This is a genomic window from Paenibacillus sp. 32O-W (assembly GCF_007679495.1).
GTDB lineage: Bacteria > Bacillota > Bacilli > Paenibacillales > NBRC-103111 > Paenibacillus_L > Paenibacillus_L residui.
This window is the reverse complement of record NZ_VEGP01000022.1, coordinates 1-19,839: the sequence shown is the minus strand read 5'-3', so window position 1 is coordinate 19,839 and position 19,839 is coordinate 1. Positions and strand designations below refer to the sequence as shown.

The window sequence follows — 19,839 nt, the reverse complement described above, 5'->3', positions numbered from 1 at the left end:
ACGCTTTATCGCAACCTTTTCTTTTTAAAAATACACACCCGACAAAATCAAAAAAGCTCCTGACGGAGCCCTGTAAAATCCATTCACAAAAGGGGCGTATGCCTTCGAAGCGTATTCCCGGGTAGTTGACGGGAAGCCTCCGGAATTGAAGATGAATAGCCCGGTATTAGAAATGCTTTTTATGCTATAGGAATCTTGTTTTGCATTACATTAACTAAGTAAGAACTTTGTATGAGAAACGGTCTGAACCGACAAAAACCATTTGAAAGCTTTCGAAAAAAACGAGGCGAGTGGTCAATTCCGCTTACATTCGTTTCTAAAAAAAGATCCGCCGCTCCCAATAATAGGAACGCCGGATCTGCCGGAATAGCCGTGGCTATTCAATTCTTTCGAGATTGCCATTGGCATCCATTTTGAATCTCGATTTTTTGTCGTCATCCTCTTCCACCAAAAACGCCATCTTGCGAGCCCGGTCCATGATTTGAATCAATGCCCGGTAGTCGTCATTGACAACCTGATAATCGCTCTGCACCTCATTGACCTGCTTGCTTAGCTTCTCGTTCTCCTGCTTTAACAGCTCGAACTCCTCCTGAAGCTCTTGAAGCTCTCTTTCCATAGATTTGGTCTGGCGGGACATCTCCTGATAGGATGTCTTCCACTGCTTCAAAAAGCGGATCACGGCATCGATAGATAGGGTCTCTTCACTCAGAAGATCACCCTTCAGCCCTGCTTCCCCCTCCAATACCGCCACCGAGGAAACGCTGGAAACCGGCATTCCCGTCTGTTTTTTCATTTGATGACGCTTCTGCCGTTGGGCCTTTGCTATTTGAATGGCTGCTTCATATTTTTTCCGAACACAGCTATTCCAGCGGAATCCGCAGGCTGCGGCGGTCCGGCCGATTTTTTCGCCTACTTCTTCGAAGGCGGTTAACTGGGTGCTGCCGTCACGAATATGCCTTAACGTCACCTCCGCAAGAATCAGATCGTCTTCTTCGCTCCAAGCATCTTGTCTAACTGCCGACATCTAAATACCTCCCAACCAATAATAAAAAGATATTGCAAGAGTGGATTCAAACCATAATAACATCGTGACCCATCTATGCGGTCTCCCCGTTAATTTATCTCTATGCCCATACTAGAGTTCATAGAATCTATTTGATACTAAAGCTATTTCCATTTTTTTTGACGTCCATACATGTTTTTCGAAAGAAAAGGATAAACTATTCGCGTAATAGCTCGTCACAAAAGTTTACGAATTCGTCACCGTTTACCGTTTACACCCGGAATGTTGAACTGTATAATGAAGTGAGTGATAATGAACGTTGCATTAGAGAGGAGGATGTCAGGATGGCACGCATGTATCGCGTTCTTGGCTTTTGGACACTCGCAATCGGACTAATGGCTTTGGCCGGCGACATGGTACCGATGGCTTTGATTTTCTTTTTCCAAACCGCATTATTCGTATTATTGGGCTACATGAATCTTTCCGAGCGTACCTACATACTTATGTTTTGGGGGTACATGCTCATCTCTTTTACCGGCTTTACGTATTGGTCCTTCTTCCGGATGGAGCTGTAAAGCGAATATTGACATTAAACCACAGAAGGCGACCGTTATCGGCCGCCTTTTTTTCATATGTATTAATGATTTTCCGAAGCCATTTCTTGGAGCTTTGACCGAAGTAGAATAAGTCGCCAATCCAATGACTAAGCAGACAAAATACGCCGCAAAGTCCCCTTATCTATTCGTTTAGTTATTTGGTTTGCACCAGCACTTTAAACAGCTCGCTCATCCCATCGCTTATCAGAAGCTGGCGAACGGCCCGGTTACGTCTCGCTTCCGGACTGAACGGATCACTGCCGGAATGATTCTGAAGCAGGCTGAAAATTCCCTGCTCGACCAGAAACTGCTTCTGCGTCATCAGACTCCACTCCCGGATCCCCGATTCCTGACCGGCACGGATGCAGGCCGAGAAATCGACATGCGAGGTCATATCCTGCTCCCCGATATGTTCCAGAGGGTAATCCCCCGCGAGGTGATCCCGGTAGCACATCAGGGTGCCGTTCATCCGGTGTTGGGAATAAAGCTCTTCCGCCACATCCCCGTAATCCACCGTCACCAGACTCCCTTCCTCCAACCGGGCGGCCTGGCGGCCGATCCATTCCTCTGCCGACAAGTTAATTTCCGCCGTCTGTCCTTCCGTTAAAGTGATTTGGTTCCGTTCCAAATAGCGCTCAAGCCTCTTATCTTCCGCAGGCGTCCAACGGCTCGCAAAACGGCCCTCCTCTTCGTTCCAGTAAACCCGTTGCTCCTTCAGCCTGCCCTCGGACCATTGGACACGATGAACCGGAAAGGCATCCAGCAGCTCATTGGAAAAAATGACCGTCCGCCGGCTGCCCTCTTTCTCCCATAATTCCTCGTCTATAAAACATACCGCCTGCTGGTGGTCAAGCAGCGTTTCCCGTTGGCGCTGCAGATGAAACGGGCTTTTTTCAATCACAAAATAGGTCAGCCGCTCATATATTTCGGGGTCCGAGGAACGGACCTCGTCCAATATCTGTTTGGCCAACTGTCCGGTCCCTCCTCCCCATTCCACCCAGACTATCCGCCCGCCTCTCCACGATTCGGACAGCTTGAGCATCAACCGGGCGACCATGATGCCCATTACTCCGCCTATAGCAGCGCTTGTATAATAATCTCCGTCTCTGCCCACTTTACTCTTCTCACTCATATAGTAACCGTAATCAGGCTGATAGAGGCACCACTCCATGAAATCCCGGAACGTTGCCGCTTTCTCCGGACTGGCCTCCAGGCGGCGGCGAATCCAGTCGATTAATGGCTTTTTTCCTTGCTGCATGTTTCAATATGTCCCCTTCCCAAAAGTGCTTGCTTCCCATGATTCGTAAAGACAAGTTTAAATATAAACGGTATAATGGTAAAAGATTTTAGACAAAGGAGAGACCTTATTTGCGATTAACCAAATGGATTCCGTTCGCGGCATTGTTATCCTTGCTGTTGGTGCTCAGCGGATGCGGAGCATCTAATGCGAAGTGGAAAGAACAAGTAATCAGCGCCTTGGAAAAACAGAAGGAAATCAACAGCTATTCCTTCGCCGGAGAAGCAAGAATAAAGTGGGGAGAGCCGGAAGACAGCGGTCAGAGCAGTCCCGTCTCGCAATCTCTCGCCCAATTAGTGACTAATGGAAAATGGAGCTGGTCGGGCATTGCCTCTGTTAATCCTCTTCGTCTGGAATCGGAGCTGGAGCTTGCGTCGGCTGATTCGTCTGCCGTGATGACCCTTCCGCTGATTCTTAACGAGAATCATATTTATGTTAATATACCATTGATCAACCCCAAGGATGAATACTTTTCCCTCGATTTGGACGCATTGTCCGAAATGTCGGGAGGAACCGGCAAGCTATCACCGGAACGGCTGCATAACGTTATGAATATAGCGTCCCAGTTGTCTACCCGCTTGTTTGCAGCCCTTGACGAAAAATGGTTCGCCAAGGCGGATCAACCGAATGCAAATGGGCACACCGTAATTGAAGTGAACATAACAGAGGACAATTCTCAAGCGATGACCGAAGCCTTAAAGGAACAATGGCCTTTAATCATTGATGATTTGAAGGAAAACGGCTTGCTAGCCGAGGAACAGGCGGCCGTTTGGAAACAAGCGGCGGGTGAAATTAAATTGGGATTGGGCAAGCTCTCCGTAGCCGTGGACAATGACGGATTTATCCGGGAGCTGACGATCCATACGGAATTAGGAATGGGACAGGAAGATCCGGTACGTCTTATCCATGTAAGGCAAGCTTACGACCGGATTAACGAAGCCCCGGTCTTCACGAAAGAAATTCCGGAGAAGACCAGACCGTTAACTGAGGTTCTGAAATTAATGATGAACAGCTCCAAATAAGGAACGGAGGCATCCCGCCGCGGCTCTTAAACTTTCTGCGGCGGGAAGTTTTTTGGCATCATTTAACATCTATTTTTATAAAATAGAGAGAGTACAAGTAAAATGAAGGGGAATGTCATGGCCAAGCTTATTCGCAATTCCCTGCTGGTAGGCATCTGTCTCATTCTCTGTTTGTCCGGCCCCCCTTTCCTGCTCGCGGAGTCCGAGCCTTCACTCGATGAAATCAAGCAATTGCTGCAGAAAAGCTTGACCATATATGAAATCGACCGGGAAATTGCCAGACTGACCGGGCGCGAAGCGGAAATCGCCAAGCGGATTACCGAGACGGAGAAGGAAATCGGGGCGGAACAGGAACGTCTCGTTCGGACCCGCGAGCATGCCGGAAAAATATTAAGAGCCTACTATATGGGGGAACGCGACAATCTATGGATGCTCATGTTTAACGCCGATTCGTTCTCCGACGCCATTTCCATCTATCAATATTTAAATATGATTCTGGAGAACGATAAACGAAAGTTAAATGCATACAGCGATTCCTACCAGCAGTTGAAACGAACCCGCGATCAATTGAAGGAAGACGAAATCGAGCTCAAGCGGGTCAAAGAGGAATTCATCCGGCAAAGAGAGCGTGTGCTGGCCTTACAGCAGGAAGTGGACGACCAATTGGCAGCTTCCGAGGAAGCAGCGGAGGTGTTTCAGCAAATGGTTGACCTGACTACCGCCTGGCAGGAAAAAGGCTTGCCGGTGTTCCGAACCTATTTTCAGGCAATCGCTGACGAAATGAACGACATCTCGGATTTGTTTAATAATGGCGGAACTAATAAATATTTAAACGGACTTACTTTTCAAATCAGCGATCAGGAGCTGATCGATTATTTCCGGGAGAAAAACCCTTTGTTCGAAAACATCGATTTCTCATTCGAAGACGGCTTATTTACAGCGGATGGCAAGGAAGATGATGTCGAGGTTTCCATCCAGGGACGATATATCATCGAGAACAAGCCTAAGAACAGGCTGCAATTCCGGGTTGAACAATTAACCTTTAACGGGTTTGTGCTTCCGGACACCACCAACCGGGCATTGGAGGAAGAATTTCCTCTCGGCTTTTCCCCGGAAACGTTCGTTCCCTTCATTCACGCCTCGGAAGTGACGACAGACAAGGGAATGTTCACCCTAAAATTAAAGCTGAAGCTTAATTAGCTTCAGCTTTTTGTTTATATATTTCGCAGCTGCCGTTTGGAACAAACGGCCTATTCCCAGAGCGGTTACTCGTCCTTCCACAGGGCTGCCGCCTTGGCCGCGAACTCGCTCAAGGGCTGCTCTCCCCGGTACATCATTCCCATTTCGGCAGCCAGGGCATTGAGCCGCTTGGCGGAGTCGATTTGTACCGGCAGCAGATTACCCTGCTCCAGCAACCAGGTATAGGAGCGGTATGACGGATCATTCCTTAATTCCGGAGTGGAATAAGCCGCTACATGAGCCGGGAGCACCTTAGCTTCCCCCCACAGCTTCATTTCCGTGTTGAGAGAAGTCAGCTCCCTCAGCAAATCATTAACGGCAGCCTCGTTCCCGGGCCGGGATGAAACGGCGTAGCTTCTTCCCTTCAGCCATGTTCCCGTCTGTCTCTCTCCCTCCGCCACCATCGGCAAAGCGCTTAAAGCTATTTGATCATTCTCATTCCGCTTGAAATCCGATACCGTTGTAATCATGGCCGCAAGATTCCCTTCGGTCAACTGCTTCCACGGATCCCAATCTTTGGACGGGAGCGGGAAATTCATCTGCAGCAGATTCGCATCCCAGCTTGCATTCCGGGGGTTAAAGAAGGTTTCCAGCGCCTTCAATGTCTCCGGATCGTCCAGCTTGGCCAGCGGGTTGACTCCGTCTATGGACGGTACCCCGAGAGCGGACAGCAACGAAAGAAGCGCATAGGGATCTCCCGGATGATAATAAACCCCGTATTTTTTCTCGTCGGGATTCATAAATTGGGAGTTCCATTGCAACAGTTCCTCCGCAGTTTGGGGCGGTTCTTCCGCTTGTATTTCTTCAGCCTTCTGCTTGTTCCAGGCAAGAATATAAGGATCTACATCCTTCGGAATTCCCCAGATATAGCCGTTCCACTTCACCTGATTCATGACGGCGGACAATCTCTGGGCTTGCGGGTCGCTGTCCAACAGCTCGTCAACAGGCTTCAGATAACCTAGAGCAGCAAACTCGTTGACCCAAGCGTTATTCAGAAGCATGATGTCCGGTGCTTCTCCCAATTGGGAGGCCTGCTTCAATACGTCGTAAGCTTCCTCCAGGGGCAGGTTGGTCAATTCCACCTTCACTCCGTGTGCCGAATAGTCGCCCACCCATTTTTCCAATGCTGCATACTCTTCCGGTTTCAGAGAAACGGCGAAATGTATAATCTGTTCCTCGCTGTCGGAGAGCCCGTCCGCATTTTTGGCAAACAGGTCTTTGCCCGAGACCGATCCGGCCTTGGGACTTCCGCCCGGGCCCATAACTCTCGAAATAAGCAGTATTGATAATCCAAGAATAATAAACAGTACGATCAAGCTCTTTTTCCTAGTCACATCCAAAACTCTCCTTACTCCTGTTTCATACGAGGCTAGCAGCGCGGGTGCCTCCATACCCATTGCGGAGAATCCATTCCAGTGTTGTATTTCTTTATTTTTCTATCATAGCAAAAAAAACGTCGCGATTCCTCCTATTTTTGGGGGAATAGAAAAAGGAACCGGACCTAAGGAGCTTTCCTTAAGATCCGGCCCTATGCTATAACGCCAAGTTGAAAAGCCGCGACAGCCGCCTATAACAGATCGGCCGCCAGCTGCGCCAACCGCGATCTTTCCCCTCTTTGCAAAGTAATATGTCCGCTTATAGCCTCCTGTTTAAACCTTTCGACAACATAAGTGAGCCCGTTGCTGGAAGAATCGAGATACGGATGATCGATTTGCTCCGGATCACCCAGCAGTACGATTTTGCTGCCCTCCCCGACGCGGGAGACAATAGTCTTCACTTCATGGCGTGATAAATTTTGCGCTTCATCGATAATGATGAATTGTCCCGGAATGGAACGGCCGCGGATATACGTCAGAGCTTCTACTTGAATGCTGCCCATCCCGGCCAGTATTTTATCAATGTCTCCCGTTTTCTTCGTATCGAACAGGTATTCCAGATTATCGTAGATCGGCTGCATCCACGGACGGAGCTTCTCTTCCTTCTCTCCCGGCAAATAACCGATGTCTTTCCCCATCGGGACGACCGGTCTGGCAATTAACAGCTTCTTATATTGGTTCTCGTCTTCTGTTTTAAGCAGTCCCGCCGCCAAAGTCAGAAGAGTCTTCCCCGTCCCCGCTCTACCGGTTAATGTAACTAGCGGGATATCGTCATTCAGCAGCAATTCCAGAGCCATTCTCTGCTGGGCATTGCGGGCCGTAATTCCCCATACCGGGTCATTGCTCAAATGCAGCGACTCCAGCCTTCTGCCGTCCGCACTCACCTTCAGAAGGGCCGATTTCGCCGTGCCCATCTCATCCTTGAGGATAACAAATTCATTAGGAAGCAGAGTCAAGGATGCCGGCAAACTGCTTAAATTTAACTTTCTGAAAGAATAAAACTCATCGATTATAGACGGGTGAACCTTCAGGGTGACCCATCCGGTATACATTTCCGATAAGCTGACTACCCGATCCGATAAATAATCTTCCGCCATTAACCCGAGAACATCCGCCTTGATTCGGACAAGCGAATCTTTGCTGACAAGGATAACCGGTCTGGGATTGGGCTTGCTTTGCTCTTCCGTCCAATAATTCATGGCCACGGCGAGAATCCGGTTATCGTTCGTCATTTCTCCAAAGACATCCTGCATCTTGAGGAAGCTTCGATGGTTCAATTCTACCTTCAAGCTTCCACCGTTCTCCAATGTGACCCCATCGTGAAGTCTGCCCTGGCTTCGGAATCCATCGAGCAAACGGGATACGTAGCGGGCATTCCGACCGATCTCATCCGCAAGCCTCTTCTTAGAGTCAATTTCTTCCAACACGGTTGCGGGAATGATCACTTCATTATCCTGGAAGGCAAATACGGCGTTAGGATCCTGTAACAGCACATTGGTGTCCAGTACATAAATTTTTTTCATAAGGAATCCCTCCACGTTATCGGTTAATCGAGCGGAATACATAAGAAAAAAACTGTAAGGACAAACTATCGGTAGCTTGATTTTAGAAGAAAGGACGATCATGTCATGAGAATGCTTTTGGTTATTGCATTAGTTATCGTTATGCTGTCGGGCTGTCAGACTGCCGGCCAACCGGGGGCGTCTTCGGGAGGAGGAGCACCATCCGGCAACCAGGTTCAAAGCCAACAAACGAACCCGGACCAACAGCCAATGAACAATGATGCGATAGCTACTCATCTGGAAACCATCGTTAAATCTATTCCACAAGTCGAGGATGCCACATGCGTCGTTATGGGAAATACGGCGATCGTCGGAATTAACGTTAAGCCAGATCTGGACCGCGCGCGTGTCGACTCCATCAAATATTCGGCCGCCGAAGCGTTGAGAAAGGACAAGTACGGTGTGAATGCACTGGTTACGGCAGATCTCGATATGGGACAACGAATCCGGGAAATGCGCGAAGATATCCAGAAAGGCCGCCCGATGGCCGGTTTCGCTGAAGAGCTTGGCGATATTATCGGGAGAATTATGCCGCAGGTGCCGCAAGATATAACTCCGGCCGATAGTCCTCCTCCTCAACAGAAAAATCAACAGTAGAGACTCAAATTATTTAGTAAAGCAATATATGGAGGAATGAGGAGATTTATACAACCCTTTTCAAGCGGCTCCACTACCCCAGGCAGTATAAATGCAAGAAAGCCTAGCTATATACTCACAGCTAGGCTTTCTGCATCTTGTCCGTTCGATTTATCTGCAGCTCTTGGAACATAATTTTCGGGCAGCACGAATTTGTCCTTCCGAAACTGCTCATACTGTGTCTCCGGCAAAGCGGTTATGGCATCAGCCATATACTCGCCCTCCCTACCTCCGATAATGTCATATTCTTATTATAGCATATGCATACGAAGAAGTACTACCTGACAACTATGGAGAATCGCAGCGCCGGGACGTCTCGGGCCGGCCATACTGAGGGTTGGATTGAATATCTTCCAGCAGCTGCTCGGCAATTTCCCGTTCCGCCAACTGCTCCTCTTGCACTCCGTTAACGGTATATTGTATCCGATAAGTATGGTCATTCAGCAACGACATTTCAACCCGGGTCAAATGATGGTCTTCCGTTAAGATCTTCTCGAAAAACTCCAGACTGTTCCTAGCCGCACCGTCTTCCGGACGGGCGTCCGATACAATTTTGATCTGCAGCCAATTGAAAAGCGCATCCCGCAAATTCATTAACGTCAGCCCTTTCGAATCAGATAAATGTTGCCTAGGCACTGCCGCAAGCTTGCTTTCTTCAACAATTGATACCGGCGGAAAGCTTAATCCTGCCTTATTCCTGTTTCTTCTGCCGATCCGTTATCCAGTAGCGGATTCGGACGATAAACATAAGTCCGACCGCGACAGCGAGGCTGGGAATGATCGGGAGCTGCAGATCGAGCTGAAACAGCAGGAGAATGAACGAACCGATGGCCAAAATAATATAAATGAGAATCTCCTTCAGAATCGGAAGCCTCTTCTGCACCTTGAACACTTTATTATAAACATAGGCAAGAGCAACATAAATAATGAAATAAGTTATCCACGGATGGTTAAAAAACCATTCGTTCAGCCCTCCCACGGCCGATCGACCTCCTTAACTGTTGGCTTCGGACAATTTGCGATGCTTTTCTGCCCGCTCCCTCTCACTTTTGTTTAGTATTTTCTTGCGCAGCCGGATCGATTTAGGAGTGATTTCGCAATATTCATCATCGTTCAAATACTCCAGAGCCTGTTCCAGACTGTATAACCGCGGCGTTTTCATTTTGACCGTATCTTCCTTCGTTGCGGAACGAACGTTGGTCAACTGCTTTTCCTTACAGATGTTGACTATAATGTCATTATCCCGGTTATGCTCACCTACGATCATTCCTTCGTAGACCTCTGCTCCGGGTTCAAGGAAGAGAGTTCCACGGTCCTCAATAGATAGAATCCCATACAAGGTCGCTACACCGGTTTCGCTCGACACGAGAACGCCCTGATGTCTTCCGCCGACCCCGCTTCCTTGGTAGGGGCCATAGCTGTCAAAGGCGTGATTCATAATCCCATATCCGCGGGTCAGTGTAAGAAAATGGGTACGGTATCCGATCAGACCGCGTGCCGGAATAAGAAATTCCAACCGGACCTGCCCGCCGTTATTTGTCATATTCACCATTTCTGCTTTGCGCGTGCCGAGACTTTCCATGACCGCCCCCATGCTTTCCTCGGGGATATCGATAATGAGCCGCTCAATCGGCTCCATCTTCTGGCCGTCGATCGTTTTAATAATGACTTCGGGCTTGGATACCTGAATCTCGAAGCCTTCCCGGCGCATATTTTCGATCAGAATGCCCAGGTGCAGCTCTCCCCTTCCGGAAACGATGAACGCATCCGGGCTGTCGGTTTCTTCCACCCGCAGGCTGACATCCGTCTCCAGTTCCTTGTCCAGTCGTTCGCGAAGCTTACGGGAGGTGACCCATTTCCCTTCTCTTCCGGCAAACGGGCTGTTGTTGACCAGGAAAGTCATCTGCAAGGTAGGCTCGTCTATTTTCAGAACGGGCAGCGCCTCCGGGTTGGCCGGGTCTGCGATCGTCTCGCCGATGTTGATATCTTTAATCCCGGCAATGGCTACAATATCCCCGGCTCCCGCTTCCGGGACTTCAATCCGCTTCAATCCCTGGAACCCGAACAGCTTCTCCACCCTTGCGTGCTTGGTTCCGCCTTCGCGGGTTATAACCGCCACCGGCTGGCCTTGCCGGATCTGTCCCCGGTTCACGCGGCCGATGGCGATACGGCCCAGATATTCATTATAGTCCATCAATGTAACCTGGAACTGAAGAGGCTTCTCTACGCTTTCTGTAGGCGATGGGATATGCCGGACGATAGCTTCGTAAAGAGCTTCCATCGTGTCGCCTTGAACATCGGGGTCCAGGCTCGATTTGCCCTGCAGCCCGGAAGCATAGACAACGGGGAAATCCAGTTGTTCGTCATTCGCTTCCAGCTCAATGAACAGCTCCAGAACCTCGTCGATCACCTCGGTCGGCCGTGCGTTCGGACGATCGATTTTGTTGACGACAACAATCGGCTGAAGCTGATGCTCCAATGCTTTGCGAAGTACGAATTTGGTCTGCGGCATACAGCCCTCGAACGAATCGACAACCAGAAGCACTCCGTCTACCATCTTCATAATCCGCTCTACCTCTCCGCCGAAATCGGCGTGGCCCGGAGTGTCAACAATATTAATTAGATAATCTTTGTAATGGATGGATGTATTCTTAGCAAGAATAGTAATGCCCCGCTCCCGCTCCAGATCATTGGAATCCATAGCGCGTTCCTGCAGCGCTTCGTTCTCGCGGAACGTGCCGGACTGCCTCAGCAATTGGTCCACTAATGTTGTTTTGCCGTGGTCTACGTGTGCAATAATCGCTATGTTCTTAATTTTATCTCTTGCGTGCATAAAATGTCTGTCCTCTCTGACGAATAGAGTAACGAAAGCAAAAATTCACCGAGCTTGTTCCGGATGAATCCGTTGTTCGTCCCGTCCACGAAAGAAGCGTCGGACCTTTAAGCGCCGACGCCTCATTATCATACCTATTATACGCTTATGCCCTGCAAAAATCAAGGCTGAGCTGTATGCCGGTAACGGTTACCAGGTCTTGGGTCTGCGCAGCACCATGAACAATCCCGCTGCAAGCAAAATAGCCGCTACAACATAGATACCCCCGGTAAAGATAAACATTAACGCAAAGAACACAGCCGATATAACTGCCAGCACAATGGAAACCAACCACAGCTGCCTCGGACTGTTGCGGTCAAACAGATACAGCTCGTACAGTCCGACGGCGACACCGAAAATAAAGAATGGCCATAAATATTTCATCCAGTGCCAGCCGAACAAATTACACAGGAAAAACAATACCGAATAGGTGACCAGCATTCCGCCGGGAACCAGCACCCCGGAAGGCAAAACTTTGCTGAAGAACAGAAAGTGCAGCCCGAGGCCGACCGCAAGTACGATCAACGGCCAGAAGATGTAACCCAGGAAGCTGAAAACGCCCAGTTTGCCCAAAATCAGAACAACGGCAATTCCTATTAACAATACACCGATGGAAAAATTGTTTCTTTGCATGGCCTTCCTCCCGCTTGACAGAATGCGACAAGTCTTACAAACAGTGTAGCGGAAATAGAGTAAAATTTCCAGTCATCACGCCAATACTCGCGATATTTTTCCAGAAACCGCCTTTTTCTCCGACTTTATTCTTTTTTCTGACTCATTTATAATTTTCTGCGTTTTTTGGCGGCAAGCAGCCGGTTCATGGTGTCATCCTTCGAGTGCTTGGCTTCTTCCTTACGGGCTGCCGCAGAATCCCTCCCGGAATCCGCAAGACCCGGGGGTTCTCCGGAGTCCTTCGTTCCATGCCCGAAAGTGTTCCCCGGGATCGATCGCTGCTCCGGTACCGGCTTCTCTTCAGCTAATGCGGAGCGAATCATTCCTCCGGAAGCTGCAGCGCCGTCCGCCCTTTCCTTCCCGGAGTCGGCGCCCTTATTCTTCGATTGCTGCAATCGGCGGAATAGCTCCGATCCTTCCGACGATTCGGACGGATCTGTGTTTCCTGTGCCGCTTCCTCTCCAGAACACCAGGGAGCCAACCAAACGACTCCACGGAATCGACAGACGGCGTACGGCGATATCCGCAAGCCACAGCAGCAGCGCCGCCGCCAGTAACGGCCAGGTCAAATCGCGATACTGCTTCTTGCTTGCCGCCTCTACGGCAAATACCTGCTCCGGGCTATCCACGGAGAGCACTCTTCCTCCGGTCAGCTCGGCCAGGCGGCGCAGCTTCTGTTCGCCGTCCCCAGCGGTTATCCGGTACTCCGGCGAATAAGGAATGACGAAGCCCGATGTTATGCTTCCGATCACTTCGGAATCTTCTTCTCCGTCCTTCGATTGAAGGACATCAATTTTAGTCAAGTACGCCCCCGGCCGGGTCACCGGAAATTGCCCGGTATATTGGCCCGGTATAACCGGATGAAGGGACACCTCCTGCGCCTCAAGAGCCTCGTCAGTTATCGTCGCTTTAAGCTCTCCTTGAAAATCCGGCATGAGGCTTTTCACATCCAACGCAAGCTGACTGCCTCTCAATTGTGTGGATATCTCGAGCGGAGAGGAGTTAAACTGCGGAAACGTCCATTTAATGATTTGACTCATTGCTTCCGGGAAGCCTTCCCAGGCTATCCAATGCTTCGCCCAACGGCCCGTCACATCGCTCGTCCAGGCAACCGTCCTGCCGGAGCCATACTGCCATCTGGCAAGCAGCGGATCGGGTTCCGGACTCATGAGGGCCACTTCTGCCGTCTCCTTGGGAGTAGCGGCAATGTAGGCCTGAACCATCGGAACTCCATTGCGGAACAGACTGCTCCAGTCCGCCGCTTGCCCGACGATCGGTGCGAAGGGTTGATCTACAATATACGTGCGGGAAACCATGACCGCTTCGCGGCTGAATATTGCGGGGACGGTGCTCTGGTCATTGGTAAAGTAGTATCTTCCCTTGGCCAGGTTGGCCAGCCGCTCTAACAACTGGGTATCCGCCCCGTCGCCGATCGCTACGGTGGATAATGTAATATTGTCTTCCGTCATCCCGGCGGTGAGCTGCTCGTAGCTTTGACTCGTAGCCGATTGCCCGTCGGTAAGCAGGATGATATGCTTACGCTGGGCTTCCACCTGCTTAAGCTTGGCATAGGCCTCTTCCAACGCAGGATAAATCTCCGTTCCGCCATCGGCCGGGATCGAATTGATTTCCCCGATGACCTTCTCTTTATCCGTCAGTTTATCCGGCTCGGAGACCCACCAGTTGCTCGAATCGAACGCCAGAATGCCGAGCGTATCCTTCTCCCGAAGCAGCTCGACCGTTCGGGTGGCCGCTTCCTGGGCCAATGTTATTTTATCGCCGGACATGCTGCCGGATTTATCAATCACCAGAATAAGTCCCAGGGAAGGGATCTCCCGCTTCCCTTGCAAATCCATATAAACCGGCAGGGCTTTCTCGATCGGAGTATGAAAATAACCGCCCAAGCCGAAGCTGTTCTCCCCGCCAAACATGATCAGCCCTACGCCGTAGTCACGAACCGCCTGTTCTATCATGCTCATCTGAAGCTCGGACATCCGGGTGGCAGGAACATTATTTAACAGAATACTCTCATAGGAAGTGTATCCGGCCAACTCCCGGGATAGCATCTCCGGCGGGAGGATGTCGTAGGGGATAAGGCCCGAATCCAATACCGAGGCCAAGTTCTGGGAGGTTCCGGGCTCGCCTTCAACGATCAGCACCTTCGGCGGTCCCGTCACCCTGCTGAAGGCAGCCCCCGAATTGTTCGCTGCTTGGGTATCCCCGGGAACATAGATTTCCGCCCGGTAACGGTGAAAGCCGGGTTCCTTGGCCAGACTCTGCAGGGCGAACCGGTTCTCTCCCCGCTCCAGCGATACCTGCTGGATCGAAATTTCCCGGTTGTCCTCATAGATGCGCAATTCACCTTGTACGGCCTCCGTACTGGACAGAACGACCTCCAGCGTATACTGCTCGGCCTGATACAGCTTTTCCGGAACTTTGATGCTCTCTACCGCTACATCCAGTCCGTTCTCCCTGGGAACATACAGGACGTCAACCGGCACGTTTTTGTCGCCAAGCAGCCTTGCTTGCCGCAGGAGATCGCCGGCGTTCTCCTCCCCGTCGCTGACGAGAACGATTCTCGATGTATACTCATCGGACAGCAATCCGCCTGCCGCTCGCAAGCCCGCTTCCAGATTGCTGAATTGCCGATTGATCTGGCTTGTCCACTGGAAGCCCTCCAGATTCCGCGAATCGGGCTTGCGCTCCACAGCAGGTTCCAGCCCGGCGGCGACAACCCCTACCGCATCCTCCGTGCCTTTGGCATCAGCCGCCAGTTTCATCCAGTCGAGCAGTGGAGCCGCGGATTCCGGCATGCTGTCCGAACGGTCGTGGACGAAGACGACCGCTTTACGCTCCAGAACAGAATAGATCTGCATCCCGGCCAAAGCGAGGATGAGCAGCAGCAATACGGCGCTTCTCAGGGCAATGGCAAGTCGCTTCCTGTTCCCGCTCAACCGAACGGTTCCCCGTCCGAAACGGTATAACAAGTACACGGCCGGAAGCAGGAGCAGCAGCAGCCAAGGGGTGCTAAACTGAATTCCCACGCTGATACACCCCCCATTCCAATAAAACAACTATTATAACCAGAACGATCAGCCATGAGGTGACCGGTACCGGTGCTTTTCCTTCCGCCTGCCGGACAGCCGGAGATTCACCGGCATCCGCCCCGCTCTCCTTCGGACCGGCCTCCTCTTGGCTGCCGGAACCGAAGGTTAGCCCGGGCTGCATCGCCAGATTGGATTCGCGCGAATCCATCACTGACGCCAGCCATCTCGATTGCAGCTCCGTTCCGTTCTCATCCCATTCCACGAAGCGGTACAGCCCCGGAACAGGAGGAACCGTCTGCAGGCTGGAGACCCGGCCATCCACTATATCTGCGTCCCATCCCTGCCCGCCGTCCGCGGCTATCCATTGGGCGCGAGCCGCCTTCAGGGAGACCGGAATCTCCCTCGTCTCCGAAGCGGCGGCGAGACCAAGGCTGGACGTCCGCGATTTGCCCAGCCACTCTACCGCATTCTGAACCAGAATCGGAAATTCCGAACGCAGCGGCAGATCGGAGTCATGCAGGTCGAAGGCAAACAGCAGCCGTTCCTGCCCATTCTCCTCCCCGGCATAGACGAGAGGAAGCTGGCCGGCCGTGATAATGGGCTTGGCCCATACCGGCGGCTCCCCGGCCAGAGCGGAAGCAATATGCGTATCGAGAAGAGAGATGTATTGAGTTACCGGATGATCAGCCACGGAATAATCGTTAACCCCGACCGCGGTTTCCGCTCCTTCCAGGCCGGTACGAACATACCAGACCGGCTTGTCGGCCAGCAGTTCCTGCCATTCCGCCCCCGCAATAGCGGAGTTCTCGACCGCATCAACGACTACGAAGTCGAACGGGCTCTCCGGAATGGCGAACGTCGCTCCGCTCCGCTGCACCTTGAGCAAATCCACACCGGCCAGCGAAAGCGCCTTTTCCAAAAACAGGTTCCCTTCGCCGGCCAGAACCGCGGTTAAATGCCGGCCGCCGGAGAGGAAGGCGTAAGCGGTGTTGTCTTCTTGCAGCACATCATCCGCTTCGGCATCCAACCGATAGTAATCCGCCGAGGGAAGCCCTTGGAAATAGACGGTTCTTTGTTCCCCTGCGGCAAGCTGCAGTTGCTTCGTCTCCGCGAGCCTGTCGGAGGCATACAGGGATACGTCGAATACGGCTTCCTGTGCGCCCCAATTTTTAACCGTAGCCACCGCAGTAACGGTCCGTTGCCCCGTACCGTCCTCCCGGACCCCGAATTGCACAACCTGAATATTGTCCGTATCCAACCGGGTTGGCTGATCCACCGTCCACGGAACGTCCAGACGAACGGCCGCAGCCGATTCCGGCCACTGTCCGTCGGTTACCAGGCGAATTTCCGCTTCGGGATCCTCACGGGTCAAGGCGGCAGCCAGCGAGAGCGCCTCTTCGTAAGCGGCTGTGCCATAGAACGGGTCAATTCCGGCAAGGGCTTGATCGAGAGCAGCGAAAGAGTCGTCCGAGGAAAGCCGCACTTCAGGAACGCCGCCAACGGAAATGACGGTAAACCGGCTTCCCCGAGCCTCTTGCTTCGCCCATTCCCTTATCCGGTCCTTCGCCTCTTGCAAGCGGGTATATGGACCCCCTTCCTGCGAAGGCTTCCGGATGAGCGACTGCATGCTGGCCGAGTTGTCGACAACGAGGACGACATGATCGCGGGCCTCCTGTTCCGACCAGACGAACGGTTTCATCAATGCAAGCACAAGAAGCGCCGCCGCCAATAGCTGGATGAGCATCAGCAGTCGGTTTCTCAGCTTTTGCCACGGCCGATTCGCTTCGATATCCTTGAGGACGCGGCTCCATAGCAGATGGCTGGACACAGGAGTATCGATATATTTTCTTTTGAACAAATACATGACGATGATGGCCGGCAAAGACAACGCAAACCACAAGCCGGCCAACGATTCAAAGAACATAAGGGCTCACCTCGAGCTTCAATACGATTTACAACGGACCGTTCCTCATCTGCAGATCAAAACCAAGGGAGCCTGATCCTGCAGCGATTTGCAGAAGGGCAGCCCCTGTCCGCGAACAAATTATTTCAATAAACCGCTGCGCCTGAACTCCGTAATCGTTACAGACAGCGGCGAATCCGTTATTGCAAGCTGGTAGGCAATGCCCCGTTCAAGGCAATATTTGCGCAGCGCTTCCGTATATTGATGGACCGCGGCTTTATATTCCTTAATAATTTTACCGGATATGGCCACTTCCTTGCCGCTTCCCGACTCCACGTCGATCAGCCGAAGATCCCCGAACAGCTCCGGGTCTACCTCCTCCGGCGATAATACCTGAACGACAGCGATCTCCTGACCGGCGGCCAGCAGAGAGGAAAGCGCCTGCTCCACTCCGGATTCATACAGGAAATCGGAGAAGACCCAGCTCATTCCGGGCCGGACAGGCAGCGACGAAGGATGGCTTAAGGCAGCGGCAATATCCCCCGCTTCCCGGGATTCGGTCCGTGCCAGAAAATCAAATATTCGCTGAGCGGATGCTTTGCCGCGCATCATCGGCAGCCGGGCGTACAAGCGGTCGCTGAATACACCGATTCCGACCCGGTCGTAGCCGCACAAAGCCGTGTATCCGATACAGGCAGCCAGTTGACGCGCAAATAGATACTTATTGACTCCTCTGGAGGAAGCGCCGAATTTCATCGAGGCCGAGCCGTCCACATACAAGCTGACCTGCAGCTCCTGTTCATCCATATACAGCTTAATGAAAGGCTTGCCTGTCCTCCAGTAGGCATTCCAGTCCAATTGCCGGATATCGTCTCCGGGAGTATACAGCCGGTAATCGGCAAAATCGAGCGAACTGCCCATCTGCTTGGAACGGCGTTTGCCCTGCATCGTCCCGCGTATGCGATCTTTGGCCCATAAGGAGGAACGCTCCAGCCGAAGAAGCACCTCCTGGGAAACCAAACCGGCCGCTGTGTTCTTCGTGCCTTCACTGTTCCCTGCCCCGGCCTCATTCATGTTCTTCCCTCCGCTTCCTGTCCGTCCCGAGTAACGACACGATCAATCCTTCGCTCATTGTCCCCGCTCCGCTTCCTCTATAACGGCCTCCAGAATTTCATCGGTCGTCTTGCCCATCGCCTGGCCTTCAAAATTCAAAAACAGCCGATGGCGAAGAGCCGGAATGGCCACTTGAACAATGTCGTTGCGGGAAACATGCAGCCGACCGGCAAACAATGCCCTGACCTTCGCCACTGAAATAATAGACTGGATTCCCCGCGGACCCGAGCCGAATCTGACGTATTTTTTGACGGCATCGGGAGCCTCCGCCTCCTGCGGGTGGGTCAGCATAATGAGGCGGACCGCATAATCGAGCACATCGTCAGCCACCAACAGCTCCTTGACGCCATTCTGGATCTCGGTCACCCTCGGGCCGTCTGCTACTTTATGAGCCCGCAGCTCCGCCGCCGATGTGGTTCTCGCGACAATTTCCTTAAGCTCTTCTCTGGAGGGGTAGGATACCTGAATCTTCAGCATAAAACGGTCCAACTGGGCTTCCGGAAGCGGGTAGGTGCCTTCGTTTTCCAGCGGGTTTTGTGTAGCAAGAACGAAGAAGGGGCGGGGAAGCGGGTAGGTTTCGGAGCCGACCGTGACGGTCTTCTCCTGCATCGCCTCGAGGAGGGCGCTTTGTGTTTTGGGAGTGGCCCTGTTAATTTCGTCGGCGAGCACCAAATTGCCGAAGACCGGGCCCTTCTGGAATTGATAGGACGTTTCACCTTTTAACCCGAATTGAATGATATTCGTTCCTGTAATGTCCGCCGGCATCAAATCCGGTGTAAACTGAATACGGGAAAAGGACAGGTCGATCGCGTCGGCGATCGTACGAACGAGCATCGTCTTCCCCAAGCCGGGAATCCCCTCCACTAGCGCATGCCCTCCGGCAAAAATACACCACAGCATTTGCTCGACCACATCCCGTTGGCCGACGATGACGCCAGCCACCTGCTCACGTATGGCGTTGATCGTTTCCATCCATTGTTCCAGCTGCTGCTTCGTTTCAATCATGACAGATCCTCCTCTGCTCGTATTATGAATTCCCCCTGGTATTTTGTATGAAAACATTCATGGTCTTCCTGCCACAACTCCAGCATGCACAGAAATATCGTATAAACAGCTGTACATATGCAGCGAAGGCCCTGCTTTTTGTATGAAATATTGTACAAATGAACAGACAAGTTCCGTGAAGCGATTTTCCAACAGCCTGAAATATTCCAATTAACCCCCCCATACCACTGGCCGCGGCACCATCAGATGATGAAAATAGATGGATTTTCAAGGTAGTTTGATCATTTTCGCCCATTTGCTTGAATCTACCTGTACAAAAGAAGGCTGTCGATTAATAGTGTACGATTATGATCATGGAAACCTGCACGGTTTGGTTTTAACGGAACCAGATGACCTTAATCGTTCCAAAAGGGCCTTTTGGTCATTTTAACGGAACTAGATGACCTTATTCCCAAGAAATGCAGGCGAAAGTAGGATAATTCTATGAAATAAGCGC

General features: G+C 51.6%; 17 protein-coding genes. 4 read left to right on the top strand and 13 right to left on the bottom strand.

Translation table 11 applies throughout. The annotated features are described in order from the left end of the window. Positions 1-376: 376 nt before the first annotated feature. Complete coding sequence (locus FS806_RS10910) at positions 377-1,024, bottom strand: RsfA family transcriptional regulator (protein ID WP_144935807.1); 648 nt, start codon at positions 1,022-1,024, stop codon at positions 377-379. A 323-nt stretch (positions 1,025-1,347) separates the two neighbouring features. Here FS806_RS10910 and FS806_RS10905 point away from each other — a divergent pair, with 323 nt between their 5' ends. Next, a complete protein-coding gene (locus tag FS806_RS10905; RefSeq protein WP_144935804.1) occupies positions 1,348-1,578 on the top strand; it encodes a DUF2626 domain-containing protein in 231 nt (76 codons plus the stop codon). A 175-nt stretch (positions 1,579-1,753) separates the two neighbouring features. Here the strand turns inward: FS806_RS10905 and FS806_RS10900 are convergent, their stop codons facing one another. Further along, positions 1,754-2,857 carry a class I SAM-dependent methyltransferase gene (locus tag FS806_RS10900; RefSeq protein WP_144935802.1) on the bottom strand — a complete coding sequence of 368 codons (1,104 nt, stop codon included), beginning with the start codon at positions 2,855-2,857 and terminating at the stop codon, positions 1,754-1,756. Between the two features lie 110 nt (positions 2,858-2,967). On the opposite strand from FS806_RS10900, the gene FS806_RS10895 reads away from it, so the two are divergent. Both FS806_RS10895 and FS806_RS10890 read left to right on the top strand, forming a co-directional pair. Then, complete coding sequence (locus tag FS806_RS10895; RefSeq protein WP_144935799.1) at positions 2,968-3,918, top strand: hypothetical protein; 951 nt, start codon at positions 2,968-2,970, stop codon at positions 3,916-3,918. Positions 3,919-4,035: 117 nt separating this feature from the next. Then, on the top strand, positions 4,036-5,118 hold the full coding sequence (locus FS806_RS10890) for a coiled-coil domain-containing protein (protein WP_144935796.1): 1,083 nt from the start codon (positions 4,036-4,038) through the stop codon (positions 5,116-5,118). A 65-nt stretch (positions 5,119-5,183) separates the two neighbouring features. Here the strand turns inward: FS806_RS10890 and FS806_RS10885 are convergent, their stop codons facing one another. Both FS806_RS10885 and FS806_RS10880 read right to left on the bottom strand, forming a co-directional pair. After that, the gene (locus tag FS806_RS10885) at positions 5,184-6,491 is read right to left on the bottom strand and encodes a sugar ABC transporter substrate-binding protein (RefSeq protein ID WP_186328317.1); all 1,308 of its coding nucleotides are present in this window, start codon (positions 6,489-6,491) and stop codon (positions 5,184-5,186) included. A gap of 233 nt (positions 6,492-6,724) precedes the next feature. Further along, positions 6,725-8,056: a PhoH family protein gene (locus FS806_RS10880; protein ID WP_144935791.1), complete on the bottom strand. Its 1,332-nt coding sequence runs from the start codon at positions 8,054-8,056 to the stop codon at positions 6,725-6,727. A 105-nt stretch (positions 8,057-8,161) separates the two neighbouring features. On the opposite strand from FS806_RS10880, the gene FS806_RS10875 reads away from it, so the two are divergent. Further along, positions 8,162-8,692, top strand: a complete 531-nt coding sequence (locus FS806_RS10875) for a YhcN/YlaJ family sporulation lipoprotein (RefSeq protein WP_144935788.1) — start codon at positions 8,162-8,164, stop codon at positions 8,690-8,692. 107 nt (positions 8,693-8,799) lie between these two features. Here FS806_RS10875 and FS806_RS25720 read toward each other — a convergent pair whose 3' ends face one another. From FS806_RS25720 to FS806_RS10835, 9 genes are all read right to left on the bottom strand, one after another. Further along, the gene (locus tag FS806_RS25720) at positions 8,800-8,943 is read right to left on the bottom strand and encodes a hypothetical protein (protein WP_186328316.1); all 144 of its coding nucleotides are present in this window, start codon (positions 8,941-8,943) and stop codon (positions 8,800-8,802) included. Between the two features lie 76 nt (positions 8,944-9,019). After that, a complete protein-coding gene (locus FS806_RS10870; protein ID WP_144935785.1) occupies positions 9,020-9,325 on the bottom strand; it encodes a hypothetical protein in 306 nt (101 codons plus the stop codon). A gap of 97 nt (positions 9,326-9,422) precedes the next feature. After that, the gene (locus tag FS806_RS10865; protein WP_144935917.1) at positions 9,423-9,701 is read right to left on the bottom strand and encodes a YlaH-like family protein; all 279 of its coding nucleotides are present in this window, start codon (positions 9,699-9,701) and stop codon (positions 9,423-9,425) included. Between the two features lie 24 nt (positions 9,702-9,725). Next, the gene (gene typA / locus FS806_RS10860) at positions 9,726-11,564 is read right to left on the bottom strand and encodes a translational GTPase TypA (protein ID WP_144935782.1); all 1,839 of its coding nucleotides are present in this window, start codon (positions 11,562-11,564) and stop codon (positions 9,726-9,728) included. Positions 11,565-11,753: 189 nt separating this feature from the next. Next, positions 11,754-12,236 (bottom strand): hypothetical protein, encoded by a 483-nt coding sequence (locus FS806_RS10855; protein ID WP_144935779.1) that lies wholly within the window; start codon positions 12,234-12,236, stop codon positions 11,754-11,756. A gap of 146 nt (positions 12,237-12,382) precedes the next feature. Further along, on the bottom strand, positions 12,383-15,319 hold the full coding sequence (locus tag FS806_RS10850) for a VWA domain-containing protein (RefSeq protein WP_144935776.1): 2,937 nt from the start codon (positions 15,317-15,319) through the stop codon (positions 12,383-12,385). Beyond that, positions 15,303-17,246, bottom strand: a complete 1,944-nt coding sequence (locus FS806_RS10845) for a vWA domain-containing protein (RefSeq protein WP_144935773.1) — start codon at positions 17,244-17,246, stop codon at positions 15,303-15,305. The genes FS806_RS10850 and FS806_RS10845 overlap by 17 nt, the downstream gene beginning before the upstream one ends. A 120-nt stretch (positions 17,247-17,366) precedes the next feature. Next, positions 17,367-18,299, bottom strand: a complete 933-nt coding sequence (locus tag FS806_RS10840; protein ID WP_144935769.1) for a DUF58 domain-containing protein — start codon at positions 18,297-18,299, stop codon at positions 17,367-17,369. Between the two features lie 54 nt (positions 18,300-18,353). Beyond that, a complete protein-coding gene (locus FS806_RS10835; RefSeq protein WP_144935766.1) occupies positions 18,354-19,343 on the bottom strand; it encodes an AAA family ATPase in 990 nt (329 codons plus the stop codon). Positions 19,344-19,839: the final 496 nt, after the last annotated feature.

What these genes read in the sequence shown, in the direction of transcription:
- FS806_RS10910 (WP_144935807.1), bottom strand. Translation starts at nt 1,024, where the DNA reads ATGTCGGCAGTTAGACAAGATGCTTGGAGCGAAGAAGACGATCTGATT.
- FS806_RS10905 (WP_144935804.1), top strand. Translation starts at nt 1,348, where the DNA reads ATGGCACGCATGTATCGCGTTCTTGGCTTTTGGACACTCGCAATCGGA.
- FS806_RS10900 (WP_144935802.1), bottom strand. Translation starts at nt 2,857, where the DNA reads ATGCAGCAAGGAAAAAAGCCATTAATCGACTGGATTCGCCGCCGCCTG.
- FS806_RS10890 (WP_144935796.1), top strand. Translation starts at nt 4,036, where the DNA reads ATGGCCAAGCTTATTCGCAATTCCCTGCTGGTAGGCATCTGTCTCATT.
- FS806_RS10880 (WP_144935791.1), bottom strand. Translation starts at nt 8,056, where the DNA reads ATGAAAAAAATTTATGTACTGGACACCAATGTGCTGTTACAGGATCCT.
- FS806_RS10875 (WP_144935788.1), top strand. Translation starts at nt 8,162, where the DNA reads ATGAGAATGCTTTTGGTTATTGCATTAGTTATCGTTATGCTGTCGGGC.
- FS806_RS25720 (WP_186328316.1), bottom strand. Translation starts at nt 8,943, where the DNA reads ATGGCTGATGCCATAACCGCTTTGCCGGAGACACAGTATGAGCAGTTT.
- FS806_RS10870 (WP_144935785.1), bottom strand. Translation starts at nt 9,325, where the DNA reads ATGAATTTGCGGGATGCGCTTTTCAATTGGCTGCAGATCAAAATTGTA.
- typA (WP_144935782.1), bottom strand. Translation starts at nt 11,564, where the DNA reads ATGCACGCAAGAGATAAAATTAAGAACATAGCGATTATTGCACACGTA.
- FS806_RS10855 (WP_144935779.1), bottom strand. Translation starts at nt 12,236, where the DNA reads ATGCAAAGAAACAATTTTTCCATCGGTGTATTGTTAATAGGAATTGCC.
- FS806_RS10845 (WP_144935773.1), bottom strand. Translation starts at nt 17,246, where the DNA reads ATGTTCTTTGAATCGTTGGCCGGCTTGTGGTTTGCGTTGTCTTTGCCG.
- FS806_RS10840 (WP_144935769.1), bottom strand. Translation starts at nt 18,299, where the DNA reads ATGAATGAGGCCGGGGCAGGGAACAGTGAAGGCACGAAGAACACAGCG.
- FS806_RS10835 (WP_144935766.1), bottom strand. Translation starts at nt 19,343, where the DNA reads ATGATTGAAACGAAGCAGCAGCTGGAACAATGGATGGAAACGATCAAC.